We start from the raw sequence: 25,204 nt of genomic DNA, 5'->3' as shown, positions 1-25,204 counted from the left end.
CGCGTGCTCGGCTCGGCGCCTTCGGCGCTAGTCCGGGGCGCGGCGCAGGCCCCACGGCTGGAGCTTGGGATAGCCGGGTTCGGCGATCGGGCGGCGTAGCCGCAGCCGGAAGCGCCGGTCGCCGTCCAGCGCGGTGGCCAGCGCGTGGTCCACCAGGATGCGGCCGGGGCGGGCGTGCGTGCAGAGCCGGGTGGCCACGTCGACCACCTCGCCGTAGATGTCACCGAACCGGGTCAGCGTGGGGCCGATGGCCAGCCCGGTGCGCAGCTCGGGCAGCTCCAGCTCGGACGCGGCCGTGCGCTCCAGCAGGTCCAGGGCGAGCTGGGCGGCGTCCTCGGGGCCGTCGGTCACGAACAGCACCGCGTCGCCCACGGTCTTCACGATCCGGCCCCGGTGGCCGGTGGTCACGTCGGCGGCGATGCCGTGGAACTCCTCCACCAGGTCGATCAGCTGGGTCGGGGTGATCCGCCGGGACAACCGGGTGAACCCGACCAGGTCGCTGGAGCCGACCACCAGCGTGCGCAGGTCGGTGCCGTCCGGCGGGCTGGACAGCATCCGGCCGGCCGCCGCCACCAGGTGCCGCCGCCAGACGTGGTTCTGCACGTACTCCAGCCGGGGCAACATCGCGGCCAGCCGGTCCGGCCACTCCTCGGGGGGCGGATTGTTGTGGCGCAGGATCTGGTGCAGCAGTTCGACCTGCCACACCGCCAGCCCGGACATCGCCTGCGCCATGGAGCGGACCACGGCGTGCTGCACGCTCTCCGGCACCAGGCCGGTCGCGCGCAGCTGCTCCAGCAGCCCGATCGCGGCCACGTCGGAGTCGGTGAAGATCAGTTCCTCGTCACCCACATTGGGGAATCCGAGGGAACGCCAGAGCCGCCGCGCCCGCTCCGGCGAGATGCCGGCCCGCTGGTGGATGTCCAGGCGGGTGTACCGGCGCGGCGCCTGGAGCAGGACCTCTTCGACCCGGTGCTCGAGTTCGAAGGTGTCTCCTGCGTCCTTCGAGGACCCGTCGCCCCGCGTCATGTCCGCCCCGCCCGCCGCGCCGGTCGGCACGGCCAAATGTTGTTCCGATGGTGTTCACATGCAGGCCGAACGCTACCGATACCGTGGCGGGGAGGCAGCGAAGGGAGGCCGCCGTTGGCCCGGTCGCGGGGAGTGCCGCCCAGGCGCGGCGCCGGCGAGCTCGAGTCCGAGGTGCTCGCCGCGCTCTGGGCCGCCGACCGACCGCTCACCACGGCGGAGGTGCACCAGGCGGTCGACTCCGACCTGGCGTACAACACGGTCCTCACGATCCTGACCCGGCTGTTGGAGAAGGGCCTGGTGGACCGCACGGCCGAGGGCCGCAAGCACGTCTACCGGCCGATCAAGGGCGCCGAGGAGCTGGCGGCCGAGCAGATGCAGGCCCTGCTGAGCCGGGGGCCGGACCGGCAGGGCGTGCTGCAGCGGTTCGCCACCTCGCTCTCCGAGGAGGACGCCGAGGCGTTACGGGCGATCCTGAGGCGTCGCCGGTGACCTTCAGCGTGTACGTGCCGGTGGTGCTGTCACTCCTGGTGGCAGCCAGTAGCCGGTTGCTGGCGGTGCGGCTCTCCCCGACGCCAGGCACGCTGAAGACGGTTCTCGGTGCGTCCGTGCTCTGCGCCGCCGGCACGACCTGGGCGCTGGTGCTGCTGGCGCTCACCCTGCTCGGCTTCACCCCGCTGGCCGTCGAGGAGGCCAGCGAGCGCGGCGTGCACCTGGTCCAGCCGGTGCCGGGCGTGGTGGGTGCGGCAGCCGCGGTGATGTTGGCGCTCGGGGTGATCCGGGTGGTGCGGGTAATCCGGGCGCGGAACGCGACCCGGCGCGAGCTGTTCGCGGTGTGCCGGGCTTGCGGTCCGGGTGAGCTGGCGGTGGTGCCGGTGGACCAGCCGCACGCCTTCGCGGTGCCCGGCCGGCCCGGCCGGGTGCTGGTCACCCGGGGCCTGCTGGCCCTGCTGGACGGCAAGGAGCGGCGGGTGGTGCTGGCCCACGAGCGCGCCCACCTGGCCGGCGGCCACCACGGGCTGCGCGCGGTCGCCGAGGTGTGCGCGGCGATGAACCCGCTGCTCGTGCCGGTGCGTGAGGCGGTGGCCTTCCTGGTGGAGCGCAACGCCGACGAGCATGCCGCATCGGTCAGCGGCAGCCGGGAGGTGGCCGCGCGGGCGCTGGCCAAGGCGGCGCTGGCCGAGGCCGGCGGCCCGGCCCGGCGGGTGCTCGGGTTCCTGGCCTGCGAGGTGTCCGCCCGGGTCGCCGCGCTGCAGGCGGACCCGCCGAGGCCCAGGCTGCTGCTCCCCGGGAGTTTCCTCGCGCTGGGCGTGGGTACCGCTATAGCGGCGGTCCAGGCCACGTTGGCCTTCTATCGCTTGATCCACTGGCTGTGGCTGGGCTGAGCCTGGGCACGGACGGTGGCGATCATTCGCTAGACTCTTACACGCTGTAGGAGTTAGTGCCCCTTAGCCTCCAACCAGGGAGTCCGAGACCGATGGGTCGATCGGCAGCCACAGACAAGTCGGCACGGGTATTGGTGATCTCCGGAAGCGTGGGCGCGGGGCACGACGGTGCCGCCGACGAGCTCATCAGCCGGCTGGACCGGCTGGGCGTGCGGACCGAGCGGCGGGACTACCTGGACGCGCTGCCCTGGGCGCTCCGGGTGGTGCTGCGCGAGGGCTACACGCTGAGCGTCGGCTACGCGCCCAGCTTCTTCGAGTGGCTTTTCGTGAACCTGGAGCACAAGGGCTGGGTGCAGCGGATCACCCTGGGCCTGTGTCACCTCGCCCGGCCCCGGGTCCGGCGCTGGGCGCGGGGGCACGAGCTGGTGGTCTCCACCTACCCACTGGCCAGCCAGACCATGGGCCAGCTGAGGGTGGCCGGCACGCTGGACGCGATCACGGTCACCTACCTGACCGACCCCGCCGTGCACCGGATGTGGGTGCACCCCGAGATCGACCACCACCTCACGGTCACCGAGGCGACCTCCCGGATGGGCCGGCTGGCCTACCGCACGCCGATGCGGCCGGTAGGCGGCCTGGTCCCGGACCGGTTCACCCAGCGGCTCAACCCGGACCGGCGGCGCGCGCTGCGCGAGCGGCTGGGCCTGGACCCGGACCGGCCGGTGGCGCTGGTGGTCGCCGGATCGCTGGGCATCGGGGACGTGCCCGGGGCGGTGCGCGAGATCGCGTCCACCGGCGTGGTCCAGGTACTCGTGCTGTGCGGGCGCCGCGAGCGGCTGCGCTCGGACCTGGACGGGCTGCCGGGCGTCGTGGCCCTCGGCTGGCGGGACGACATGCCCGAGCTGATGGCCGCGTCCGACGTGCTGATCCACAACGCCGGCGGGCTGACCCTCACCGAGGCGCTCACCGCCGGCCTGCCGGCCATCACCTTCCGGCCCATTCCCGGGCACGGCCTGGCGAACGCCGCCACCCTGGCCGAGGCCGGCCTGGCCCCGTGGCCGAAGGACGCGGCCGAGCTGGCCGAGGTGGTCACCGGGCAGCTGGCCGGCCGGAGCGACTCGAGCAGCGTGGTGCGGGAGCGCGACGCCGCCGACACGGTGCTCGCGCTGCTGGACGGGGACGGCCCGCGCGACGACACTGCCCGGCGCAGCGCATGATCGTCCCGGCGGCCGGGTAACCTGCGTGACGCCATGACCGAGACGGTCCTCGTTTCGCTGCTCGCGGCGGTGTGTTTCGGCGTCGCGTCGGTGCTACAGCACGACGGTGCCCTGCGGGTCCGCCGGCGCTCGCCGCTGCACCCGGGCTTCTTCGCCGAGCTGTCTCGAAGGCCCGGCTGGCTGCTCGGCGTGTTCGCGCAGGTCACCGGGGTGGCGTTGCATCTGCTGGCGGTGAACGTCGGCCCGCTGAGCGTGGTGCAACCGCTGCTCACCGCCGGGCTGGTGATCGCCCTGCTGCTGCAGCGGGCGATGGGCCGGCCGGTCGGCCCGTCGGCGCTGTTGAGCGCGGGGCTGGTGGTTGGCGGGCTGGTCCTGTTCCTCTCCGTGATGCCGGGGGAGCAGCCGAGCTGGGCGCCGGACGCGGCGGCGTGGGTTCCCGGGTTCGCCCTGGCCGGGGCGGTGTTCCTGGCCGTCCTCGCGGTGGGCCTCTCCCGGGGCGGGACCGTCCGCTGCGTATGCCTCGGCGCCGGAGCGGGCGTGCTGATGGCCACCTCGGCCGCCCTGGGCAAGGCGTGGGGCGGGCTGCTCGGCTCGGAGGGCGTGGTCGGGCTCCTGGGCAGCTGGCAGCTGTGGGCCGCACTGGCCTGCGGCGCGGGCGGCACCCTGCTCTCCCAGGCGGCCTACCAGGCCGGTCCGCTCGGCGGCTCGCTCGGCGCCATGATGGCCATCGACCCGGTGATCGGCGTCGGGCTGGGCGTGGTCGTCTACGGCGAGCCGTTCGCCAGCCCGGACACCGCGATCACCCGGTGCGTCGGGCTGGCGCTGACTTTGGTGGGTGTGTGGCTGCTCGCGGCCATGCAGCGGTCTGACCAGACCGCTGCCCGTGAGCGCCGAGTGTTGCTATAGCCATACTCGCCACTCACGGGCGGCCCGTCAGGGCCGCATCGACGACGGCCTCGGGTGTCGCGGAGGCGTCCACGGTCAGGCCGGGTTCGTCGGGTTCGAGGGGCTGCAGGTCGGCCAGTTGGGAGTCGAGCAGCGCGGCCGGCATGAAGTGGCCGGGCCGGTGGGCGACCCGGCCGGCGAGCACCTGGCGGTCCACCCGCAGGTGCAGGAACCACACGTTCCCGCCGGCGGCGCGCAACCGGTCCCGGTACACGCGCTTCAACGCCGAGCAGGTGACCACACCGCCGGTGCCGGCGTGCCCGGCGATCCAGCCGGCCAGCGCGTCCAGCCACGGCCAGCGGTCCTCGTCGGTGAGGGGGATGCCCGCGCTCATCTTGGCGATGTTGGCCGGCGGGTGGAAGTCGTCGGCCTCCGCGTAGGGCACGTCCAGCCGTTCCGCGAGCAGCCGGCCCACGGTGGTCTTGCCCGCGCCGGAGACCCCCATCACCACCACAACCCGCGATTCGCCCACCGAAGCATCATGGTCACCGTGACCGACTTCCGAAACCTGGCCAGCACCGCCGCCGCGCTCGCGGCGGAGCACCTCGAGACGCTGGCCGAGCGGCCGGTGTACCGGCCGGTCCCGCCGGCGGACCGGGAGTGGCTGGTCGGCCAGCCGTTGCCGGAAGAAGGGCGGCCGCTGGACGAGCTGCTGGAGGACGTGTCGCGCCGGGTGATGGGCTACCCGATGGGCAACGGGCATCCCGGGTTCTTCGGCTGGGTGAACTCGCCGCCGTCGCCGGCCGGAGTGCTGGTCACCCCGCTGGCCGCCGCGCTCAACCCGAGCTGCGCCGGCGGTGAGCACGCCGGGCCGCTGCTGGAGCGGACGGTGGTGCGTTGGTTGGCCGAGCTGGTCGGGTATCCCGGCGGCGGCCTGCTCACCAGCGGCGCGTCCATGGCGACCATCGTGGCGCTGGCGGCGGCCCGGCACCGGGCGGCGACCGAGGACGGCTGGGACGTGCGCGCCGAGGGGCTGGCCGGCCGGCCGCCGCTGGTGCTCTACGTGTCGGCCGAGGGGCACAGCTGCCTGCGCAAGGCGGCCGAACTGCTGGGGATCGGCACGCGGTGGCTGCGCACCGTCCCGGTGGACGCCGAGTTCCGCATGGACCCCGACGCGCTGGCCGAGCTGGTCCGCGCCGACCGGGCGGCCGGCCTGCGGCCGTTCTGCGTGGCGGCCAGCGCCGGCACGGTGAACACCGGCGCGGTGGACCCGCTGGACGAGATCGCCGACGTCGCCGCCGCGCACGGTCTCTGGCTGCACGTGGACGGCGCCTACGGGGCACTGGGCGCGCTGGCCGCCGATCTGGCGGACGGGTTCGCCGGCCTGGCCCGCGCCGACTCGCTGGCGTTGGACCCGCACAAGTGGCTGGGCGTGCCGGTGGACTGCGGGTGTGCGCTGCTGCGCGACCCCGACCGGGCGCGCGCGGCGTTCAGCCTGGTGCCGGCCTACCTGCGGGACCCGGACGCGGACGAGTTCGGCTGGTTCGCCGAGTACGGGCCGGAGCAGACCCGGCCGTTCCGCGCGCTACGGGTGTGGGCGACCATCGCGCACCTCGGCCGGGCCGGGGTGGCCGGTCTGGTGGAGCGTACCGTCGGGCTGGCCGGACGGCTGGCCCAGCTGGTGCGGGAGGCCGAGGACTTCGAGCTGCTCGCCCCGGTGGCCACGTCGATCGTCGCGTTCCGGCACCGGCCGGCCGGCGGGGGAGCGGACCTGAACCGGGAGCTCCCGGCGGCGGTGAACGCCCGGGGCCGGGTGTTCCTGACCGGCACCAACCTGGGCGGAACCGAGGCGCTGCGGGCGTGCATCCTGCACCCGGACACCACGGAGGACGACCTGGTCGCGCTGCTCGCGGAGATCCGGGCGGCGGCCGCCGAACTCGCTCAGCTCAGCTCCACCCAGACCTCCTCGCCGCGCACCGCGACCGGGTAGCTGCGCAGGTCCTCGGTGGCCGGGAACTGGGTGGCCGCCCCGGTGCGCACGTCGAACCGGGCCTGGTGCAGGCAGCATTCCACCTGGTAGCCGTCCAGGTCGCCGTCCGAGCCGAGTGACCAGTCCTCGTGGGTGCACAGGTCCGAGGTGGCGAAGAACTCGCCTTCCACCCGGAAGACGGCGACCGGCGGCTCCACGCCGTCCACGGTCAGCGACTGCCCGTCGGCGAGGTCACCGGTCCTGCAGGCCAGGATCTCCGCCACGTCGTCCCTTTCCCCGAGGTGCCCGTCACCGGAGATTCCACCACGGCCGGTGGGAGAATGCCGGCATGACGGCCGAGCGGGCTTCCCGGCGCAGCTCCGACGAGCTGCGCGAGCTGCTGCTGGAGACCGCCCGCCGGGAGTACGCCGAGAAGGGCTACGCGGGGGCTTCCAACCGGGACGTGGTGCGGGCCGCCGGGGTGACCTCCTCGGTGCTCTACCGGCACTTCCCCTCCAAGGCGGACCTGTTCGCCGAGGCCGTGCTCGCGCCGTTCGTCCGGGGCTTCGAGCAGAACGGCTTGGACTGGCTGGACCAGCTGGCCGAGCCGCTGGACGACGAGGCCCTGATGCGCCAGTTCATCCGGGACATCTACCTGAACATCCGCGAGCACCGCAACGTGCTCGAGCCGCTCATGCTCGGGCCGGGGGAGCTGAGCACGGCCGCCGTGGCTCAGCTGAAGGCCGTGGTGGAGCGGCTGTTCAAGCAGCTGCGGTTCATGACCGAGCTGGAGGCCCGGCGCCGGGGCTGGTTCTCCGAAGAGGGCGCGGACATGGTGATCCGGATGCTGGTGGGCATGGTTATGGGCATCTCCGCGTTCGGCTGGCTGATCCTGCCGGACGGCGAGGACGAGTCCGACCCCGAAGCGGTGATCGACAACATGGTCAAGATCGGGCTCTGGGGGATCGCCCGGCATCCACCGGCCGACCGAGGTGACGGCCCGCGATAGCCAGCAACGGGCGGGCCACGATCGGCGCCCCGGCCAGGGTCACCAGGGTGGCCGTGATGACCGCCGGCCAGGCCAGCGACTGGTGGCTGATCAGCGCGCGGACGATCAGGTAGCCGAACGTCTGCAGCCCGGCGGCGGTGCCGAACAGCAGGCTGGCCGCCGCCGCGCGGGCGGACCACCGCTGGCTGACCGCCCGCCACCGACCCAGTGTCCTGAGGTGCCCCGGCAGCACCAGGAGCGCCACCGAGACGGTGGCCAGCAGCAGGGCGGCCGCGGCGGAACGTTCCGCCCCATGGTCGAACAAGGAGCTCAGCGCGGGCCGGCTCTGCTGGGTCCACGGCACCGGTGGGGCGAACTCGAACAACGCCGTCCAGCCAACGCCGAGGACCAGGCCGAGGGCGAGCAAGGCCGCGCTGAGCCGGCGCAGATGCGGGCGGACCAGCTCGGCGCGCAGCCGGGGCACGATGTCCTCCGGCGCACCGAAGTCGGCCAGGGCGGCGGCCGCCGCCTCGCGCTCCGGCCGGCCGAGGTCGACCAGGTACTCCCGGTGGCTGCACAGGTGGTCGCGGGACTCGTCCAGCAGGTCCCGGCCGGCCACGTCGCCGGCGTCGATGCGCAGCCGTCGGCCCAGCAGGTCCAGGTATTCGTCGATCATCGCCTCGCCGGAAGGGGCGGCCGGTGGGGTCGTGGTGCTCATGCCGGGGTCCAGGAGGGTTTGCCGGCGGCCGGGTCCATGGCCACGGTGAGCGTGGTGACGAACTCGCGCCAGCGGCCGCGCTGGGCGGCCAGGTCGCGCCGGCCCTTCTCGGTGAGCTGGTACTCCCGCCGGCGGCGACCCGAGCCGTTGGTCCAGGTGCCGACGATCAGGCCGGCCTCCTCCAGCCGGCGCAGCGCGGGGTAGAGCGTGCCGCCCTCCAGGTCGATCGCGCCTTCGGTGCGCCGGCGGAGCTCGGCCATGACGGCGAACCCGTGCGCGGGTCCCGGCTCCAGCGCGGCGAGCAGCAGCGCGTCGAGATGTCCCTTGAGTGCCTCAGCCCGCATCGCCGCCCCCTTTGGATGATCGCAATGCTACTGAATCGGAACGCTACTCCGGCTGACTCCGGGCCGGTGAATCGACTAAGGGAGTACTGACTCCTTGTGTCGGGAGTGGTGATACCTTTAAAGTGTGCGCATCCCGAACGACCACCACGAGGAGTCCGGCGATGCGGCAGGGACTTTCCACCGATGAGCTCCGTGGGTTGTGCGACATGGACGCCGGGGTGCTCAGCCCCCGGATCTACTGCGACGAGTCGATCTACCGGATGGAGCTGGACCGGCTCTTCGGCCGGGCCTGGCTGCTGCTCTGCCCGGAGCAGCAGATCCCGGAGCCGGGGGACTGGTTCAACGCGCGGGTGGGTGCGGACCGGGTGCTGGTGGTCCGCCAGCGGGACGGCTCGATCCGCGGCCTGCTGAACCAGTGCCGGCACCGGGGCAACGAGCTGGCCCGGCCGGACTCGGGCCGCGCCAAGGCGTTCACCTGCTCCTACCACGGCTGGACCTACGACCTGGGCGGCGCGCTGCGCAACGTGCCGCACGAGGACATCGTGTTCCCCGGCGGGTTCGACAAGTCGGCCTGGGGATGCGCGGCGATGGCCCAGGTGGCCAGCTACAAGGGCCTGGTGTTCGGCACCTGGGACCCCACGGCGCCCCCGCTGCCCGAGTACCTCGGCGACGCCGCCTGGTACCTGGACACCATGCTGGACCGGTTCGACGGTGGGCTGGCCCTGCTCGGCGGGGTGAACAAGTGGGTGGTCAAGGCGAACTGGAAGATCATCGCCGAGCAGTTCGTGAACGACATGCTGCACCCCGAGCAGACCCACCTGTCCGCACTGGTCGCCAGCATCCCGCCGGACGCCGACATGACCGCGATGAAGCTGCCCACCACCGGCCGGCAGTTCACCTCGCCGAACGGGCACGGCATGGGGCTGTGGACCGACGGGCCGATCCTGGACCTGACCATCGGCCCGAACGCCAAGCGCTACCTCATGGAGGACTCCTACCCGGCGGCGGTGCGCCGGGTAGGCAAGGCGCGGGCGGACGTGCAGGCGGCGCACATGAACCTGTTCCCGACCTGTGTGGTGCTCTACGGGTTCAACCACATCCGGGTCATCCACCCGGTCGGCCTGGCCGAGTCGGAGATCTGGACCTGGCAGTTCGCCCCGGCGGCCGCCCCGGAGCCGCTGCGGCGCGAGTGGGCCACCAACACCCAGCGGGCTTTCGGCGCCGGCGGGCTGTTCGAGGCCGACGACAGCGCGGTGTGGGCCGGCATCCAGCGCACTCTGCAGGGCCCGATGGGCCGCCGGTTCGCGTTCAACGCGCAGATGGGCGACCGGGTCAACCAGGGACCCGACCCGGACTACCCGGGACGGGTGACCAACCGGGCCTACTCCGAGGTGGCCGCGCGCGGCTTCTACCACCGGTGGTTGGAGATACTCACCGGACCGACCTGGAGCGACATCGACGAGTCCGCGCAGGCCCGCTACGCCGACGGGGTCCGGCAGTGACCGCCACGCTGTCCGACCAGCTGGCCGGGATGCTGCTGTGCCACCGGGTGGCGGACTTCTACTACGCCGAGGCCGCCCTGATCGACCGGCGGGAGTTCCCGGCCTGGCTGGACCTGTTCACCGAGGACACCCGGTACCTGGTGCCCATCCGGCGCAACCGGGCGGACGGCGAGTTCTCCGATCCGGCGGACGCCGGCATCGCCCACTTCGACGACGGCAAGGACGTGCTGAGGCGGCGGGTGGTCCGGATGACCTCCGGCCTGGCCTGGACCGAGGACCCGCCGTCCGTGCAGCGCCACCTGATCACCAACGTGCGGGCCGCGGAGCAGCCGAACGGTGATCTGATCGCCAACAGCTGCTTTCAGGCGCACCGCTACCGGTGCGACCGGGAAGTGGAGGTGTTCACCGGGGAGCGCGAGGACCGGCTGCGCCCGCACGGCGAGTCGTTCCGCATCGCCTCCCGGACGGTGTGGCTGGACCACACAACTGTGCTGGCAAACAACCTGAACCTCTTCCTGTGAAGGACTCCTCCGATGTATGACGTGATCGTGGTCGGCGGCGGCCACAACGGGTTGACCTGCGCGGCCTACCTCGCCAAGGCGGGGAAGAAGGTGCTGGTCACCGAGGCGCGGGACACGGTGGGCGGGCTCTGCTGGACCATGGAGCTGCCCGGTGCGCCCGGGTACAAGGTGAACCCCTGCGGGCTGGAGTTCCTGCTCACCGGGGTGCAGCCGTCGGTGGACCACGAGCTGGAGCTGCACCGCTACGGGCTGCGCTGGGTGTACCCGGACACGCTCTCCACCTGGCTGGGCCCGAACGGCGAGCACCTCACGGTGTGGAAGGACCGCCGGCGCACGGTGGAGGAGATCCGCCGGTTCTCCCGCCGGGACGCGGTGCGCTACGAGCAACTGGTCGACGAGATCACCTCGACCATGATGAGCATCCTGCCCTACCTGCAGGGACACCCGTTCCGGGTCCGGCCGGCCGCCGTGCGGGACATGCTGCGCAACGCGGTGAAGGGCCGAAAGTACCTGGCCCGGGGCGCGCGGGTGATGCTGTCCTCCATCGAGTCGGTGGTGATGGAGTACTTCGAGCGGGACGAGGTGCGCATCCCGCTGGCCACCTACTCGCTGGCCAACTTCGGCCCGATGCACGAGCCGGGCAGCGGCCTGCACCTGTCGCTGCTCACCGGGCTGCACGAGTGGGGCGTGCGGCACCCGGTGGGCGGCTCCGGCTCGTTCCCCCAGGCGCTGGCCGCCTGCGTCCGTGCGCACGGCGGGCAGATCCGCACCAACGCCCCGGTCCGGCACATCCTGGTCGAGCGGGGCCGGGCGGTCGGCGTGGTGCTGGAGAGCGGGGAGGAGATCCGGGCCGAGCAGGTGGTCGGCGCGGTGGACCCGACCACCCTGATGACCGGCCTGGTGGAGCCCGAGCACGTGCCGGCGGAGGTCACCGAGGAGCTGCGCGGGCTGCAGGTGCTGCGCAACAACCTGTACACCTTCAAGATCGACGCGGCGTTGAGCCGGCGGCCCAGCTACCCGAACCACAACCTGCCGGACGCCAACGCGGTGACCGCGCCGATGATCTGCCCCTCGCTGGGCTTCCTGCGCCGGGCCACCGCGCGGGGCATGGCCGGCGACTTCGGCGCGGAGATCCCGCTGCAGCTGTCCCTGCCGTCGATCGACGACCGCACCCTGGTTCCGGAGGGGAGTAAGGGGGAGAGCTTCTACTGCTACGCGTTCAACACCCCGGTGGAGCTGTCCGACGACCGGGACTGGGCCACCGAGGCGAAGGCCTACGTGGACAACTGCCTGGACCTCTACGAGCAGTACGCGCCCGGGTTCAAGGACAGCATCATCGACCTGCACGTGACCACGCCGGACGACTTCGCCAGCCGCTACCACGTGCACCGGGGCAACTACGAGCACGCGGACGTGACGGTGGCGCAGCTGGGTCCGTGGCGCCCGGTGCCGTCCATGGCGGGCTACCGGACCGGTGTGCGGAACCTGTGGCACTCGGCATCCGGGGCCTTCCCGATGTCGTTCATCTCCGGGTGGCCGGGCCGCAACACGGCACAAAGCGTGCTACGTGCGTCAGCAATTCGGCACTGAATCGTTATCCTAATAAGAAAAACTGACATCTCGACCCAAATTGCCCGTTCCTGAGCGGAAATCACATCGGCAATCGGCCCCGATGCCCCGATGCCCCGAGGAAACTGATTTCCGAGTCGGGGGAAGGGATCGAGGTGCAGGTCAGTATTGCGTCCATCGGTGACATTGTTACCGATCCGGTAACCGGCCGGCGGCTGTCCGTGCCGGAAAAGCACGAGCAGACCGTGGAGCTGGCCGTGGCGGCGGAGGCGGCCGGGCTGCACGGCATCCACGTCGGGGAACACCACGGCACGGCGTACGCCTACTCGTCACCGCCGGTAATCCTCGGGGCCATCGCCCAGCGCACCAGCAGGCTGCGCCTGGGCACCGGGGTGGCCCTGCTGGCCAACCTGGATCCGGTGCGGGTGGCCGAGGACTACGCCACGGTGGACATCCTTTCCCGCGGCCGCGTGGAGATCGTCGGCGGCCGGGGTGGTTTCTTCCCGGCCATCTACGAGATGTTCGGTCAGTCGGTCGACGAGTCGCAGGAGATGTTCGACGAGAACCTGCGGCTGCTGCTGAAGATCTGGACCGAGTCGCCGGTCTACTGGCACGGCAAGTACCGCGCCGAGCTCACCGGCCAGCGCGTGGTTCCCGAGCCGGTGCAGCGTCCGCACCCGCCGGTCTGGATCGGCGCCGGGTTCTCCCTGGCGTCCACCGCCCTGTGCGCCGAGCTGGGTCTGCCGTTGATGTTGCCGGTGGTGACCTTCCAGCCGGCGCGGAAGTGGGCGGCGCCGGCGGCCCGGTTCCGGGAGCAGTGGGCCGAGGCGGGCCGGTCGGAGCCGTGCCGTGTCGGCGCGGTGGTGCACGCCCACGTGGCGCGGACCAGCCAGCTGGCCCGGCAGCGGTGGGCGCCCCGCTACGGCGCCTATTTCGACTGGGCCACGCGGATCCTGGGTGGTCCCGGTCACGCGAGGCCCTCCTTCATGGCGGAGTTCGACTACGACCTGATCGCCGGCCCGGAGGGTTGCGCGGTGGCGGGCAGTCCGGCGGAGGTCGTGGACAAGCTGTCCTGGCTGGCCGAGCTGCTGGGCGGCCTGGACACGGTGCTGCTGAGCGTCGATGTCGGTGGCCTCCCTCGGGCGGAGATGCTGGACGCGGTCGAGCTGATCGGCGCTGAGGTGCTGCCGGCACTGCGGTAGCACCTCAGCGGCCGACCCTCACGGGTTAGATGAGATCGAGCACCACCAGGCCGGTCGCCCGGTCCCCGTTGCCGGTGCGGTTGTGGTCGTTCCGGTTGTGGTTGCCCCGGTTGACGTTGCCGCTGTTGCTGTCGCCGTCGTGGTCGTCGGACTCGTCATCGGTGTGGTCGTAGCAGTCGCAGTGCCGGTCGGCGAGCATCACCGTGCTCGGCGCCGGGGTGAGCGCCGCCGCCGTCGCCGTGGTGCCCAGGCCTAATGCGGCGGCCAGGACGACGACGGCGGCGGTAGAGATGACGCGCACGAAGAGTGACATGATTGCTGAGCCTTTCTCACCAACACCGGTGAACGGTGTGCTTCCAGGGGCGCTCGAGATATCACCACACGTAACCCAATAGAAACACCAGTCACAGAGGTGGATCACCCGGACGCGCCGCCCGGCGCGCCCGGTGAAAAGCCAATGGGGTGGTTTGCCGTGGCCGGTTCACTGAAAAGGGGATAGTGTTTCCGGTCCTTGTGCGAATGGGTGGCGCCGCCGCGAGTCTCGCGAATTCCACGTGAGTATCTTCAAACCCCGGCGCGCTCGGCGAAGGCTTTCGCGCCCGTGCGCGCTTCCCGATGCCGGGGCGGTGCCTGCCGGGTGACACCTCGATCCGCCGCGCAACGGAAAGCTCGGCCTGGACGGCGCGGACCGGTTGGGCTGGCGCGGCTCGGCGCCGTTTTGCTCGGCGCCCGTGCCCGTGTTCACGACGTGCGGTTAGTGGGCGCGGACTTCGTCACACAGCGTTGCCCAGCGCGGAGGCCGCGTGGACGTTTCCACGGCGGGCCCTCGTCGAGTGCGACACCAGGCTGGTTCGATCTTGGGAAAAAGCAGACTGGTGTCGACTTCGATGAACGGGACGAGCCGACCCGACCAACGTCAGTCACGCTCCGTAACGAGGCTGGCGGCTGGGAGCGCGAACCGCGGCCAGGCGGCCACCGCTCCGCTGTCCAGGGACTCCGCAACCGGCCGCTCACCAGCCGACTAACGCCAGAAGACGCGCCGTCCAGGCTGATCTTCAAACCGGTACCGAGCCCTCAGCCCGGGCCACCCCGACGTCGGTGCCCGGCACCTTCGCGGAACCGGCGCCGCGCACGCCGCGGTCGGGCGGAAGCCGGCGAGGAGAACCCGGATTCGTGTTAGCGTCCGTGGTGTCGGTGGTTCACGCCGGCCGGTGCGTCCGGCGGGGGTGAGGCAAGAGGGAACCCGGTGCGACTCCGGGACTGCCCCGCAGCGGTGAGTGGGAACGAAAGCCGTAGACACAAGCACTGGGTCGAAAGGTGGACCTGGGAAGCGACGGCCGGTAGGTGGCGCCTGGCGCCGAGCCCGCGAGTCCGAAGACCTGCCAGCGATGCGTGCGCCGCCCGGCGCGCGCGGAGCCGTGTCCTCGCGGGTGGGAACGGTGCGCCGAACGCTGGTTTCGCCGCGCCCGTGATGTCCCGGCTCCTCGGCAACGCTCGCGAGGAGAGAGTCGCTGATGACCGAACGACCACTGGGTGCCACCGTGCTGGGGTACCCCCGCATCGGGCCGAACCGGGAGCTCAAACGCGCCGTGGAGGGCCACTGGGCCGGCCGGGTCGACGCCGATGAGCTGGAGGCCACCTCGGCGCGGCTGCGCCGGGAGACCTGGCTGGAGCTGAGGGACGCCGGGCTCGGCTCGGTGCCCGGCAACACGTTCTCCTACTACGACCAGGTGCTGGACGCCGCGCTCACCGTGGGCGCGGTGCCGGAGCGGTTCGCGGGGCTCGGCGGCACCCCGCTGGACCTGCTGTTCGCCATGGCGCGGGGCCGGGAGGGTGTGCCGGCCCTGGAGCTGACCAAGTTCTTCGACACCAACTACCACTACCTGGTGCCGGAGATCGGCCCGGACACCGCGTTCCGGCTGGCCGACCGCAAGCCGGTCGCCGAGTTCACCGAGGCCCTGGCCGCCGGGGTGCGCACCCGACCGGTGCTGCTCGGGCCGGTGACGCTGCTGCTGCTGGCCAAGCCGGCGGCCGGCGCACCGGACGGGTTCGCCCCGCTGGACCGGCTGGACGCGCTGCTGGAGGTGTACGCCCGGCTGCTGGCCGAGCTGCGCCGGGCCGGCGCGGACTGGGTGCAGCTGGACGAGCCGGCCTTCGCCGCCGACCGGTCGGCGGAGGAGCTGGCCGCGCTGGGCCGGGCCTACCGCGGGCTGGCCGGGACACCGGAGCGGCCGGCGATCCTGGTCGCCGGCTACTACGGCGCCTGGGGATCCGCCCTGGCCACGCTGGCCGACACCCCGGTGGAGGCGATCGGCCTGGACCTGGTGGCCGGGGTCGACGACCTGACCGCCGCGGCCGGGCTGCGCGGGCTGCGGGACAAGACCGTGCTGGCCGGCGTGGTGGACGGCCGCAACGTGTGGCGTACCGACCTGGACGCGGCGCTGGCCAAGGCGGCCACGCTGTTGGGCAGCGTGGGACGAGTGGAGATCGGGTCCTCCTGCCCGCTGCTGCACGTGCCCTACGACGTCGACGTGGAGACCGGCCTCACCGGCTCGGTCCGGGACCGGCTGGCCTTCGCCCGGCAGAAGCTGGGCGAGATCGTCACGCTGGACCGCGCGCTGCGCGAGGGGCGGGACGTGGTGGCCGGTGCCTTCGCCGACGCCGCCCGCCGGCGCAACCCCGACCGGTCCGGCGAGCGCAGCGACCGGGTGCGCGGGCGGCTGGATGCCCTGGGCACGGAGCACTACCGCCGGGGATCCGCCGAGTCGCGGGCCGCGGCCCAGCGCACCCGCCTGGGCCTGCACCCGCTGCCCACCACGACCATCGGCTCGTTCCCGCAGACCGCGGGGATCCGCGCCGACCGGGCCGCGCACCGGGCCGGCCGGCTGGCCGGCGACGAGTACGAGCAGCGGATGCGCGCGGAGATCGAGCGGGTCATCGGGCTGCAGGAGTCGCTCGGGCTGGACGTGCTGGTGCACGGCGAACCGGAACGCAACGACATGGTGCAGTACTTCGCCGAGCAGCTGGACGGGTTCGCCGCGACCGAGCACGGCTGGGTGCAGTCCTACGGCAGCCGGTGCGTGCGCCCGCCGGTGCTGTACGCCGACGTGAGCCGGCCGGAGCCGATCACCGTGCGGTGGAGCGGCTACGCCCAGTCGCTGACCGGCCGGCCGGTGAAGGCCATGCTGACCGGCCCGGTGACCATCCTGGCCTGGTCGTTCGTCCGGGATGACCAGCCGCTCGGGCAGACCGCGCGACAGGTGGCGCTGGCGCTGCGGGACGAGGTGCGCGACCTGGAGGCGGCCGGCCTGCGGATCATCCAGGTGGACGAGCCCGCGCTGCGCGAGCTGCTGCCGCCGAGGGCGGCCGACCGCAAGGCCTACCTGGACTGGGCGGTCGACGCCTTCCGGCTGGCCACCGGCGGTGCCGCCGACTCCACCCAGGTGCACACCCACCTGTGCTACTCCGAGTTCGGCGAGGTGGTCGACGCCATCGACGCACTGGGCGCGGACGTCACCACGGTGGAGGCGGCCCGCTCGAAGATGGAGGTGGTGGCCGCGCTGGGTGCGGGCATCGGGCGGGACATCGGCCCCGGGGTCTACGACGTGCACTCCCCGGAGGTGCCCAGCGTGGAGGAGATCGCCGAGCTGCTGCGTACCGCGCGGCGCGAGGTGCCGCTGGAACGCCTGTGGGCCAACCCGGACTGCGGCCTGAAGACTCGCGGCGAGGCGGAGGTGGTCGCCGCGCTGCGCAACCTGGTCAGCGCCGCGCGCGCGGTCCGGGAACAGCCGGTGTAGCCGGGCACCGCCGGGGCGTGACGTCCGACCCATCCGGTACGCGCGTTCGGTTAATCAGCCGCCTGACGGGTAACTACCAGGCGTGGAGATTTTCCGACGCCGACCGGAAGAACCGGGCACGATGGACCGCCCCGGCGGTGTGCTCGCCGTGGTCGGCGGCCTGCTCGCCGGACTGGCCTACCTGGTCGTACCGGTGGCCAAGGTGCCGCTGGTCGGCCAGGTCACCGCCCCGGCGCTGGAGGAGGCCGCGCCCTCCTACCCGTCGCTGGCCATGTTGCCGTTCGTGCCGGTCGCCGCGCTGGTGATGCTGGCCATCGGCGGTTTCCTGCTGCTGGCCCGGTTGGGCCGCCGCGAGCACCGGGTGGCCGGTGCGCTGGTGCTGGCGTGCTCCGGGTTCATCGCGCTGGCCTACCTGATCCCGTTCAACGCGCTGCAGTCGGAGATCCAGCAGGTCGGCGCGTCCGGTCTCGGCCTCAGCGCGGCCACCTTCGCCGGTGGCGGCTTCTGGTTCGCCCTGGTCGGGGCGCTGGTCGCGGCGACGGGAGCGGCGCTGGAACTGAGCGAGCCGAGGCGCTCGCTGCGGGCCGGTGCCTGAACGCGGTGCGGTCCGACTCGGGGAAGGCCCGGCGCCCAGCGCGGTTACGGAGGTTGGCCATGGGCTCGTCGGTGGACCCTCGCCCCCTCCTGGTGGAGATGCGCATCCCGGCCGGCGCGGGCCTGGTTTCGACGGTCCGCGCGGCGGTAACCGACCTGGCCACCCGCGCGGAGTTCACCGATGACACCGTCGCCGAGCTGAACGCCGCGGTGCAGGAAGCGTGCGACAACCTGATCGGGCTGGCGGTCGAGGGCGCGCTGCTGAGGTGCACGTTCCGGCTGACCGAGCACCGGTTGGACGTCACCGTGCACACCCACACCGACACTTGCGAGCACCCGCTGGAGGCCAAGGGCTTCGGTTGGCACGTGCTGCGCATCCTGTCCCGCGACGACCGGTCGGGCTCGGGGGACGGCACGGCGATCGCCATCCGGTTCAGCGCGCACCACGGCGCGTGACCCGGGTTCAGACACCCGAGGCCGCCGGTGCGCTGACCTGGTAGATGTCCTGGTAGACGCGGCTGGTCTCGGCGGCGATGCGCGCCCAGCTGTAGCGGTTGAGGGCCCGGTCCCGGGCGGCGAGGCCCATACCGTCGCGCAGCGAGTCGTTGTCGAACAGCCGGCGCAGCGAGTGCGCCAGCTCCCGGGCCGGCGGGCCACCACCCCGCAGGTGCACGCCGGTCACCCCGTCCAACACGCCCTCGGTCAGCTCGGGGCAGCCGGTGAGCACCGGCACGCCGAGGGCCATCGCCTCGAGCGAGAGCGTGTCCGCCGCCTCGTCGGGGGAGAGCAGCACCGCCGCGTCGCAGCGGCGCAGCAGATCGGCCCGCTCGGCCCGGTCCGGGTGACCGCTGAGGGTGACCCGGTCGGTGAGGTGCAGCTCCTCGGCCAGCTCGGTCAGCCGGCGCAGCTCGCGTTCGGTCTCCGGGTGGTCGGGCCAGCCGGCCGCGATCACCAGCTCGGTGCCGGGCAGCGCGGTGAGCGCCCGGATCGCCACGTGCGCCCGGTCGAGCGCGCCGAGCAGCACCACCCGGTACACCGGGCCGTGGCGTTCCGCCGGGTCGCGCGGGTGCATCGACCGGGCGTCCACGCCCCGGCGCACGACGGTGATGTGGTCCCGGTCCACGCCCACCTTCAGCAGGCAGGCCCGCTCCGCGTCGGTGGCGGCCAGCACCTGGTCACAGCCGCGTGCCACCGCCCGCTCCAGCCGGTACCGGTCCGAGGGCTCGCGCCGGGCGGCGGGTATGCCGCGGTCATCCAGCAGGTGCAGCCGGTGGAAGGTGTGCACCACCGGGATCGGTGTGTCCCGGGTGGCCAGCTGGGCGGCGAGGCCGGCCAGCCAGCCGTGGCTGTGCACCACGTCCGGCCGGTGTTTGCGCAGCGCCGCCGCGAGCCGCTCGCCGAACCGGCCCACCTGCCCGGCCACCTCCCGTTCGGTGAGGCCCTTCGCCGGCCCGGCGCGCAGGGCGACCGCGTCCACGCCGTCGGGCATCGGGGGCTGGTTGGGTGTTCGCCGCGAGTAACACACCACGTGCTGTCCCTGCTCGGTGAGCGCATCGGCGAGCGCCGGCACCGTGGTGTTGATTTCCGGCTGGGCCGCCGCCGAGGCGAGCGAGACCATGGCGATCTTCAGGCGCGGGTTCTGCGGCGAGTCGTCGACCATGTAGTTGGGGTGTCCGCAAGCCGACCCCGCGAAACTTTGAATATTTGATCACGGAGAAAGTTTTGTTTGCCGGGGGTCGGCCCGGGTATCGCCAAAACAGCCATGCAGACCGCGGCTACGGAGGAAAGATGATTATCCTTGGGGTGATCCTGCTCGTCATCGGTTGGCTGACCGGGATCTCGATTCTCTACACGGTGGGCGCCATTCTTCTGGTTGTCGGCCTAATCCTGCTCCTGTTGGGCCAGGTCGGCCGCCCGATCGGCGGCCGCCGCTGGTACTACTAGCGCGGAACGCGCTGGCCGAGCGCGCGCCCAGTTCGGCGCGTGCGGGAGTCACTAGCGACCTTTTTCTTTCCGCGGTCCACCTCTCCGGGGGGTGGGCCGCGGAAACGTGACCAAGCACCCGGATTCGCTCCGCGTGTACCGGGGGGACTAGCGCGGAACGCGCTGGCCGAGCGCGCCCAGTTAGGCGCGCGCGGGAGACTGAGGGCATGAACGAAACGACCATCGTTGTCGGCGTCGACGAAACCGACGCCGCCCGGGCCGCGTTGCGTTGGGCGGCGCGGCACGCGCGGGACGCGGGCGGCACGGTGGCCGCTGTCGCGGTGTGGCAGCAGCCCCCGATGCTGGCCGCCGGCACGGGGGAGATGATCGCGCCCGTGGTGGATGACGCCGAGCTGGAGGCCGACGCGCGGCGCTGGGTGTCCGACGCGGTGGCCGAGCTGCCCGCCGGCGCGGCGGAGCTGGTGGAGGGCCGGGTGGCGCACGGGGACCCGAAGGAAGTGCTGCTGGACCAGGCCCGGGGCGCCGCGATGCTGGTGCTCGGCAACCACCGGCACGGCCGGGTGGCCGGCGCGCTGCTCGGCTCGGTGGCGCTGTCCTGCGCGCACCACGCGGACTGCCCGGTGGTGTTGGTGCCCAGCTGACGACGACGGCCGCGGTACCCTGAGGCAACTGGCGTGCCGGGAAGACTGGTCGGCGATCCCACCCATGGGTGAGGTGTAGGTGATCCCGACCGGAAGGCCAGCCCGTTGCTCAGCTTATCCGCCATTGCCGCAATCCTGATCTTCGCGGCGGCATACGTGCTGATCGCGGCGGAGAAGTGGGTGACCCGTACGGCCGCCGCGCTCGGCGGTGCGGCCCTGATGCTGGCCATCGGGGTGACCGACGCCCACGCCGCGTTCTACGCCGAGGAGACCGGCGTGGACTGGAACGTGGTTTTCCTGCTGCTCGGCATGATGGTCATCGTCAGCGTGATGCGGGAGACCGGGGTATTCGAGTACCTGGCGATCTGGGCCGCCAAGCGCGCCCGCGGCCGGCCGTTCCCGCTGATGGTGCTGCTGGTGTTGATCACCGCCGGCACCTCGGCGCTGCTGGACAACGTGACCACCGTGCTGCTGGTCGCCCCGGTGACCATCCTGATCTGCCAGCGGATCGGCCTCTCCGCCGTGCCGTACCTGATCGCCGAGGTGGCCGCGTCCAACATCGGCGGCACCGCCACGCTGGTCGGCGACCCGCCCAACATCATCATTGCCAGCCGGGCCGGGCTCTCCTTCAACGACTTCCTGGTCCACCTGGCCCCGGTCGTGCTGGTGATGCTGATCGTGTTCATCGGCCTCTGCCGGTGGCTGTTCGCCGACGCCTTCCACGCCGACCCCGAGAAGGTGGCCGAGCTGATGTCGCTGAACGAACGGGAGGCCATCCGCGACCGCCGGCTGCTGGTCCAGTCGCTGGCCGTGCTGGGCGTGGTGCTGGTGGCGTTCGTGCTGCACCCGGTGCTGCACTACGCCCCGTCGGTGGTCGCGCTGCTCGGCGCCGGGTTGCTGGTCGCGGTCACCCGGGTGCGCACCGAGCAGGCGCTGCAGGACGTGGAGTGGTCCACGCTGGCGTTCTTCATGGGCCTGTTCGTGATGGTCGGCGGGCTGGTGAACACCGGCGTGCTGGCCGGGCTGAGCAAGCTGATGGGCGGGTTCGCCGGGGACAACCCGCTGGGGTTCACCGGCCTGCTGCTGTGGGGGTCCGGGCTGCTCTCCGGGGTGGTGGACAACATCCCCTACGTGGCGAGCATGGCGCCGGTGGTGGCGTCGCTGGTCGGCCCGGACGGCCAGCCACAGGTGCTCTGGTGGGCGCTGGCCCTCGGCGCGGACCTCGGCGGCAACGCCACACTGATCGGTGCCAGCGCGAACGTCGTGGTCGCCGGGATCGCCGCACGCAACGGCGTGCCCATCGGTTTCTGGCGGTTCGCCCGGTACGGCCTGGTCATCACCGCGGTCACGCTGGCCATCGCCACCGTGTACGTGTGGCTGCGTTACTTCGTGCTCGCCGGCTGAGGGGCCTCCGGCACACCGCCGCCGGCGTCGACGGGGCACTATCCTCAGACGCACCAAGCGCGCGACGAAGCCGGCGTAGCCTCGCGGACACCCCGGCGGGAGGGCCGGAGAGCATGCTCGGGCTGTTGGTGGTGGCCTTCGGGATCGCCTGGTGGCTGGGCCTGTACCTGCTGGCCCGCGACCCGGGCAAGGGCGTGCTGCGCCGTGCCGGGCTCGGGTTGATCGCCTATGCGTCGGCCCTGTTCGTCGACCAGTTCGGCCCGGCGGACCTTGCCCTGGTGCTCACCTGCCTGCCCGCGCTGGCCTGGAGCGGGGTGTTCGTCCGGCTGGTCGAGGAGGTCGGGCTGGACCGCTGGTGGCGGTTCGGGGTGGTGCCGCTGTTCGCGCTCACCGCCGTCGCGGCGCTGGCCGGGGTTGGCCCGGCCGGGATGGTGCTGGCCGGGATGGGTGCGTTGTGCCTGACCGGCGGGCTGGTGCTGCTGCTGTGGCGGTGGCCGGTGGTGCGGCGGGCGCGCCGGGCCTGGCTGGGCGTGCTGCTCATCGGTGCGGTCATGGTGGCGCTGACCGCGTGGCTGCTGCTGCTCGCCCTCGGGGTGCTGCCGCGCGGGCTGTTGCTGGCCGCGGTCGTGCCCGACCTGATGGCGCTGGGGTGGGCGATCGCGGCGTTCGACGCCGTGGACGAGGGCGAGGTGCTGGGGCCGGACATGCGTCGGTCGGCGTTGGTTTCCGGTGCGGTGGCGGTGCTGTTCGGCGGGCAGGTGGGGGTCGCGATCGCACTGGGCGGGCCGGCCCCGGCGCTGGTGGGGCTGCTGTTCGGCACGGTGGCCACGGCGATCCTGGTGCAGGTGTTCGCCACGCCCATCCAGTCGGCGGTGGACCGGGTCGCCTTCCGGTCGGCCCGGCTGCGGCGCGCCCGGGGCGAGCTGCGGGAGATCGCCGACGCGCTACCGAGGAAGGACTCGGTCACCGGGCTGGCCAACCTGGACGAGGCCGAGTTCGCGCGCATCACCCGGCGGGCGCTGAGCCACTACGGCGATCTGGGGAAGCTGGTGTCCAACCCGCTGGTCGACCTGCCGGTGGTCGAGGAACGGCTGGCCCGGCGCGGCGTGCCGGACGCCCCGCTGGAACGCGCCACCGAGCTCAAGGCCGTGCTGCTGGACAGCATCGCCCGGCTCAAACCGCGCACCGGCGAGGACTTCGGCACCAGCGAGGAGTGGCGGCACTACAACGCGCTGTACTTCTACTACGTGCGTGGCATCCGTCCCTACAGCGTCCGCACCAAACGCACCGACCTCGACCCGACCGGCCGGCGCGCGCTGTCCTGGTTCGTCGACCAGGTGCCGGAACGGACCCTGCACAACTGGCAGAGCGCGGCGGCGCGGATCGTCGCCGCCGACCTGCGCGCGGGCATCGACGAGACGGTCCCCTGACCGCATCTGGCAGTGCTTGGCAGCGAACCGGCTGGCACTGGCAGTGCGTCCCGGCCCACCGTCGCGGTGTTCACCCACCACGTCGACGGGAGATCCGCCATGACCACTACGGACTTGACCACCCCGGCACCGACCGCCGTCCAGCCCACCCGCCCGCTGCGCGGGCTGCTGCTGTTCAACGGCATCGGCAACGCGGTGGGCGGCGTACCGCTGCTGCCCCTGGCCGGTCCGCTCGCCGCACCCACTGGCCTGCCCCCGGCCGTGATCACCTCGGCCGGCCTGTTCTACCTGGTGTACGGCGGGGCGATGTGGTTCGCCGCCACCCGCCCCCGACCCCGGGCGGCCCTGATCGCCGCGCTGATCGCGGTCAACCCGCTCTGGGCGCTGACCTGCATGCTCATCCTGGCGACGGAACCGACTACCACCCCGGCCACGGTCTTCCTGGTGGCCGAGGCGATGCTCGTCACCGGGCTGGCCGTTGCGCAGTGGCTGGCCTACCGGCGGAGCCCGCGGCCGGGTCAGTCGGTGGTGTAGGAGTAGTTGCCCGGCAGGTCCACGGTCTTCTTCTTGGTGCGGCTGTTCCAGCTGATACCGAACAGCTTGACCGTCCAGGACACCGTCTTCCCGCGCCCGGAGCGGGAGACGTTCCGCCAGATCGGCAGCGGACCGAGGCGCATGCGGTTGCGATAGTTGAGTCCCATGCGATTCGGGTTACCCGGATCGCGCCGCCGCAATGCACGCGGCGGGTGATCAACTTGGTTGTGGGCTCAGCGCGACAATGGGGATGGGCCGGCTGGTGGCCTTCTGGTAGGCGCGGTAGCGGTTGTGGTTCTTCGCGTTCACCGTGTCCCACAGCCGGTCGTAGTCGGCGTCCCCGGGCCGGACCGCCCGGGCGGTCACCGGCCGGTCGTTCACACCGACCTGGATCCGGACGGCGGGGTTGGCCAGCAGGTTGTGGTACCAGCCCGGCGCCCGCGAAGCGCCGCCGTTGGAGGCGACGAGACCGCGGCGGGAGAACCATGGACGCTTCGGACTATGTTGCGGCCTAGATCTCCGGGGCCAGGCTCGCCAGGAAGGACGTCGTCCGAGCCAGCGAGGCCGCCGCGTTGCTGCCGACCGGGAAGGGAACGGCCCACAGCTCGGTCGCGCCGGCGTCCCGCAGCGAGACCAGGTGTCGCTGGACGGTTTCCTCGTTCCCGATGACCGCGAGGTCCGCGACCGAGTCGACTCCGTCGCGTTCGAACTGCTGTCGGTAGTTGTCCAGGCTGCCGTACAGGGCGAAGGTGTCGGTGACGGTCGACCGGGCCGCATCCGGATCGGCTACGGCAACCGGCAGACCCACGATCACCCTCGGCGCCGGGCGCCCGGCGTCGGAGGCGGCCTTGGTCAGTCCCGGCACGATGTGCTCGCTCAACCCGCGCGGACCCGCCAGCCAGGTGACCGCGCCGTCGGACAGTTCGCCCGCGGCGCGCACCATCTTCGGGCCGAGGGCGCCGACCACGACGGAGACCGGCGAGGTCTCGGGGATGTTGAAGCCGGCTTCGATCCGGAAGAAGCGGCCGGAGTGGCTGACCTCGCCCTTGGTGAGCAGGGCGCCGAGGACCTCGAGGTATTCGCGCATGTGCTCGGCCGGGCTGACGTAATCCAACCCGAGCATGGCCGCGACCGGCTTGTGCGAGACGCCCACCCCCAACGTGAGCCGACCACCGACCAACGACTGCACGGTCGCCGCCTCATGGGCCAACGTGTACGGGTGTCGCGGATAGGTCGGCACGACCCCGATGCCCAGCTCGATGCGCGAGGTCGCCAGGCCCGCCGCGGTGATGGTCGGGATCGAGTCGGTGCCGTGCATGAAGTGGGTGGCCCAGGCCGTGGCGAAACCCGCGTCCTCGGCGGCCTTCGCCTGCGCCGCCACCTTCCGCGGCGGGACCGGCGCCGAAAGAACGTCGCCGCCGATGTTGAGGGAGATCCGCATGGCTTTCCTTCCTGGACGTGAGGCTAATGCGCGCGTTCGAGAACTTCAGACAGCGCAGCCTGTGAGGGTCGTGCCGGTGAGGAATCGGCCGTCGTC

At 72.3% G+C, this 25,204-nt stretch carries 27 protein-coding genes, 1 pseudogene and 1 riboswitch; of the genes and pseudogenes, 18 read left to right on the top strand and 10 right to left on the bottom strand.

The window, feature by feature from the left end; genetic code table 11:
* Positions 1–27: 27 nt before the first annotated feature.
* The gene (locus ABEB12_RS13235) at positions 28–1,056 is read right to left on the bottom strand and encodes an adenylate/guanylate cyclase domain-containing protein (protein WP_185061544.1); all 1,029 of its coding nucleotides are present in this window, start codon (positions 1,054–1,056) and stop codon (positions 28–30) included.
* An 84-nt stretch (positions 1,057–1,140) separates the two neighbouring features.
* Between ABEB12_RS13235 and ABEB12_RS13230 the strand changes: the two genes are divergently transcribed.
* The 4 genes from ABEB12_RS13230 (at position 1,141) to ABEB12_RS13215 (ending at position 4,531) form a co-directional block, all read left to right on the top strand.
* Positions 1,141–1,515 (top strand): BlaI/MecI/CopY family transcriptional regulator, encoded by a 375-nt coding sequence (locus ABEB12_RS13230; RefSeq protein ID WP_345702773.1) that lies wholly within the window; start codon positions 1,141–1,143, stop codon positions 1,513–1,515.
* Complete coding sequence (locus ABEB12_RS13225; protein ID WP_185061546.1) at positions 1,512–2,408, top strand: M48 family metalloprotease; 897 nt, start codon at positions 1,512–1,514, stop codon at positions 2,406–2,408. Before ABEB12_RS13230 ends, ABEB12_RS13225 begins: the two co-directional genes overlap by 4 nt.
* Before the next feature lie 92 nt (positions 2,409–2,500).
* Positions 2,501–3,625, top strand: coding sequence for a glycosyltransferase (locus ABEB12_RS13220; protein WP_185061547.1), 1,125 nt, complete (start codon positions 2,501–2,503; stop codon positions 3,623–3,625).
* A gap of 33 nt (positions 3,626–3,658) precedes the next feature.
* Positions 3,659–4,531, top strand: a complete 873-nt coding sequence (locus ABEB12_RS13215; RefSeq protein WP_185061548.1) for a DMT family transporter — start codon at positions 3,659–3,661, stop codon at positions 4,529–4,531.
* A 13-nt stretch (positions 4,532–4,544) separates the two neighbouring features.
* On the opposite strand, the gene ABEB12_RS13210 is transcribed toward ABEB12_RS13215, so the two are convergent.
* The gene (locus ABEB12_RS13210) at positions 4,545–5,015 is read right to left on the bottom strand and encodes a gluconokinase, GntK/IdnK-type (RefSeq protein ID WP_185062979.1); all 471 of its coding nucleotides are present in this window, start codon (positions 5,013–5,015) and stop codon (positions 4,545–4,547) included.
* A gap of 45 nt (positions 5,016–5,060) precedes the next feature.
* On the opposite strand from ABEB12_RS13210, the gene ABEB12_RS13205 reads away from it, so the two are divergent.
* Positions 5,061–6,500: a pyridoxal-dependent decarboxylase gene (locus ABEB12_RS13205; protein ID WP_221498141.1), complete on the top strand. Its 1,440-nt coding sequence runs from the start codon at positions 5,061–5,063 to the stop codon at positions 6,498–6,500.
* Here ABEB12_RS13205 and ABEB12_RS13200 read toward each other — a convergent pair.
* Positions 6,452–6,763: a Rieske 2Fe-2S domain-containing protein gene (locus tag ABEB12_RS13200; RefSeq protein ID WP_185061550.1), complete on the bottom strand. Its 312-nt coding sequence runs from the start codon at positions 6,761–6,763 to the stop codon at positions 6,452–6,454. The two genes, ABEB12_RS13205 and ABEB12_RS13200, sit on opposite strands and share 49 nt — an antisense overlap.
* 65 nt (positions 6,764–6,828) lie before the next feature.
* Here ABEB12_RS13200 and ABEB12_RS13195 point away from each other — a divergent pair, with 65 nt between their 5' ends.
* Positions 6,829–7,488, top strand: coding sequence for a TetR family transcriptional regulator (locus ABEB12_RS13195; protein ID WP_185061551.1), 660 nt, complete (start codon positions 6,829–6,831; stop codon positions 7,486–7,488).
* Here ABEB12_RS13195 and ABEB12_RS13190 read toward each other — a convergent pair.
* Both ABEB12_RS13190 and ABEB12_RS13185 read right to left on the bottom strand, forming a co-directional pair.
* The gene (locus ABEB12_RS13190; RefSeq protein ID WP_185061552.1) at positions 7,424–8,185 is read right to left on the bottom strand and encodes a hypothetical protein; all 762 of its coding nucleotides are present in this window, start codon (positions 8,183–8,185) and stop codon (positions 7,424–7,426) included. The genes ABEB12_RS13195 and ABEB12_RS13190 overlap by 65 nt on opposite strands.
* Positions 8,182–8,529, bottom strand: coding sequence for a helix-turn-helix transcriptional regulator (locus ABEB12_RS13185; RefSeq protein WP_185061553.1), 348 nt, complete (start codon positions 8,527–8,529; stop codon positions 8,182–8,184). Before ABEB12_RS13185 ends, ABEB12_RS13190 begins: the two co-directional genes overlap by 4 nt.
* A gap of 161 nt (positions 8,530–8,690) precedes the next feature.
* Here ABEB12_RS13185 and ABEB12_RS13180 point away from each other — a divergent pair, with 161 nt between their 5' ends.
* The 4 genes from ABEB12_RS13180 to ABEB12_RS13165 all read left to right on the top strand — a co-directional run bounded on the left by ABEB12_RS13180 (position 8,691) and on the right by ABEB12_RS13165 (position 13,323).
* Positions 8,691–10,031 (top strand): SRPBCC family protein, encoded by a 1,341-nt coding sequence (locus ABEB12_RS13180; protein WP_185061554.1) that lies wholly within the window; start codon positions 8,691–8,693, stop codon positions 10,029–10,031.
* On the top strand, positions 10,028–10,552 hold the full coding sequence (locus ABEB12_RS13175) for a 3-phenylpropionate/cinnamic acid dioxygenase subunit beta (protein ID WP_185061555.1): 525 nt from the start codon (positions 10,028–10,030) through the stop codon (positions 10,550–10,552). Before ABEB12_RS13180 ends, ABEB12_RS13175 begins: the two co-directional genes overlap by 4 nt.
* Positions 10,553–10,564: 12 nt before the next feature.
* Positions 10,565–12,142, top strand: coding sequence for an FAD-dependent oxidoreductase (locus ABEB12_RS13170; protein WP_185061556.1), 1,578 nt, complete (start codon positions 10,565–10,567; stop codon positions 12,140–12,142).
* Between the two features lie 134 nt (positions 12,143–12,276).
* Positions 12,277–13,323, top strand: a complete 1,047-nt coding sequence (locus ABEB12_RS13165) for an LLM class flavin-dependent oxidoreductase (protein ID WP_185061557.1) — start codon at positions 12,277–12,279, stop codon at positions 13,321–13,323.
* 25 nt (positions 13,324–13,348) lie between these two features.
* Here the strand turns inward: ABEB12_RS13165 and ABEB12_RS13160 are convergent, their stop codons facing one another.
* Positions 13,349–13,636: a hypothetical protein gene (locus tag ABEB12_RS13160; RefSeq protein ID WP_185061558.1), complete on the bottom strand. Its 288-nt coding sequence runs from the start codon at positions 13,634–13,636 to the stop codon at positions 13,349–13,351.
* 865 nt (positions 13,637–14,501) lie between these two features.
* A riboswitch (cobalamin riboswitch) is annotated at positions 14,502–14,724 on the top strand.
* Positions 14,725–14,837: 113 nt separating this feature from the next.
* Between ABEB12_RS13160 and metE the strand changes: the two genes are divergently transcribed.
* From metE to ABEB12_RS13145, 3 genes are all read left to right on the top strand, one after another.
* Positions 14,838–17,120, top strand: coding sequence for a 5-methyltetrahydropteroyltriglutamate--homocysteine S-methyltransferase (gene metE, locus ABEB12_RS13155; RefSeq protein WP_185061559.1), 2,283 nt, complete (start codon positions 14,838–14,840; stop codon positions 17,118–17,120).
* 82 nt (positions 17,121–17,202) lie between these two features.
* Entirely contained in the window at positions 17,203–17,715 is a 513-nt protein-coding gene (locus tag ABEB12_RS13150) for a hypothetical protein (RefSeq protein ID WP_185061560.1), read from the top strand.
* Between the two features lie 59 nt (positions 17,716–17,774).
* Positions 17,775–18,170 (top strand): ATP-binding protein, encoded by a 396-nt coding sequence (locus tag ABEB12_RS13145; RefSeq protein WP_185061561.1) that lies wholly within the window; start codon positions 17,775–17,777, stop codon positions 18,168–18,170.
* Positions 18,171–18,177: 7 nt separating this feature from the next.
* Here ABEB12_RS13145 and ABEB12_RS13140 read toward each other — a convergent pair whose 3' ends face one another.
* Positions 18,178–19,374, bottom strand: a complete 1,197-nt coding sequence (locus ABEB12_RS13140; protein ID WP_185061562.1) for a glycosyltransferase — start codon at positions 19,372–19,374, stop codon at positions 18,178–18,180.
* Between the two features lie 128 nt (positions 19,375–19,502).
* On the opposite strand from ABEB12_RS13140, the gene ABEB12_RS13135 reads away from it, so the two are divergent.
* The 5 genes from ABEB12_RS13135 (at position 19,503) to ABEB12_RS13115 (ending at position 23,667) form a co-directional block, all read left to right on the top strand.
* The gene (locus tag ABEB12_RS13135) at positions 19,503–19,658 is read left to right on the top strand and encodes a DUF6131 family protein (protein ID WP_185061563.1); all 156 of its coding nucleotides are present in this window, start codon (positions 19,503–19,505) and stop codon (positions 19,656–19,658) included.
* Between the two features lie 206 nt (positions 19,659–19,864).
* Positions 19,865–20,299, top strand: coding sequence for a universal stress protein (locus tag ABEB12_RS13130; RefSeq protein ID WP_185061564.1), 435 nt, complete (start codon positions 19,865–19,867; stop codon positions 20,297–20,299).
* 105 nt (positions 20,300–20,404) lie between these two features.
* A complete protein-coding gene (locus ABEB12_RS13125) occupies positions 20,405–21,703 on the top strand; it encodes an SLC13 family permease (RefSeq protein ID WP_185061565.1) in 1,299 nt (432 codons plus the stop codon).
* Positions 21,704–21,816: 113 nt separating this feature from the next.
* A complete protein-coding gene (locus tag ABEB12_RS13120) occupies positions 21,817–23,133 on the top strand; it encodes a hypothetical protein (protein ID WP_185061566.1) in 1,317 nt (438 codons plus the stop codon).
* 99 nt (positions 23,134–23,232) lie between these two features.
* Positions 23,233–23,667, top strand: coding sequence for a hypothetical protein (locus tag ABEB12_RS13115; RefSeq protein ID WP_185061567.1), 435 nt, complete (start codon positions 23,233–23,235; stop codon positions 23,665–23,667).
* On the opposite strand, the gene ABEB12_RS13110 is transcribed toward ABEB12_RS13115, so the two are convergent.
* The 3 genes and pseudogenes from ABEB12_RS13110 to ABEB12_RS13100 all read right to left on the bottom strand — a co-directional run bounded on the left by ABEB12_RS13110 (position 23,652) and on the right by ABEB12_RS13100 (position 25,108).
* Positions 23,652–23,834, bottom strand: a complete 183-nt coding sequence (locus tag ABEB12_RS13110) for a DUF4236 domain-containing protein (RefSeq protein WP_185061568.1) — start codon at positions 23,832–23,834, stop codon at positions 23,652–23,654. The genes ABEB12_RS13115 and ABEB12_RS13110 overlap by 16 nt on opposite strands.
* Positions 23,835–23,883: 49 nt before the next feature.
* Positions 23,884–24,123, bottom strand: a pseudogene (locus ABEB12_RS13105) (nitroreductase/quinone reductase family protein); the annotation flags it as partial.
* A gap of 55 nt (positions 24,124–24,178) precedes the next feature.
* Complete coding sequence (locus ABEB12_RS13100) at positions 24,179–25,108, bottom strand: TIGR03564 family F420-dependent LLM class oxidoreductase (RefSeq protein WP_185061569.1); 930 nt, start codon at positions 25,106–25,108, stop codon at positions 24,179–24,181.
* Between the last annotated feature and the right edge of the window lie 96 nt (positions 25,109–25,204).

Source organism: Actinospineispora eucalypti, assembly GCF_039543365.1.
GTDB lineage: Bacteria > Actinomycetota > Actinomycetes > Mycobacteriales > Pseudonocardiaceae > Pseudonocardia > Pseudonocardia eucalypti.
This window is presented reverse-complemented; position numbering and strand designations above follow the sequence as displayed.